The organism is Paraburkholderia sp. SIMBA_030 (assembly GCF_046535245.1).
Lineage (GTDB): Bacteria > Pseudomonadota > Gammaproteobacteria > Burkholderiales > Burkholderiaceae > Paraburkholderia.
On sequence record NZ_JAWRXB010000263.1, the window covers coordinates 1 to 303 of the forward strand.

Annotated in this window: 1 pseudogene; it reads left to right on the plus strand. The window is 61.4% G+C overall.

Going from position 1 to position 303, the window contains the following annotated elements:
* A pseudogene (locus SB772_RS39935) lies at positions 1-303 on the plus strand (hypothetical protein); the annotation flags it as partial.

Below are 303 nucleotides of genomic sequence, written 5' to 3' on the forward strand. Positions count from 1 at the left end.
GAAAAGGTCATCCTTGCTCAGGGAATTACGACCCTGGACGAGTACCGAAAGGCGCGCCGAACCGGCCGTGGGGTGCTGCTCAGCCGCGCAAAGCGTGATGCGGTTTGGCCAGTCTTCGACGAATACCGTGGGCAGCTCGCTTCGCGCAAGCTCAAGGAAGTGGACGACGCATACCGTGAGGTGGCGTCAATGCTCGACGCCGACAAGTCGCTCGGCCCTTCCTACAGCGCCATTGTTGTTGATGAGACGCAGGATTTTGGCCCGCAGGCGCTGAGATTGCTGCGCGCGCTGATTCACGCAGGG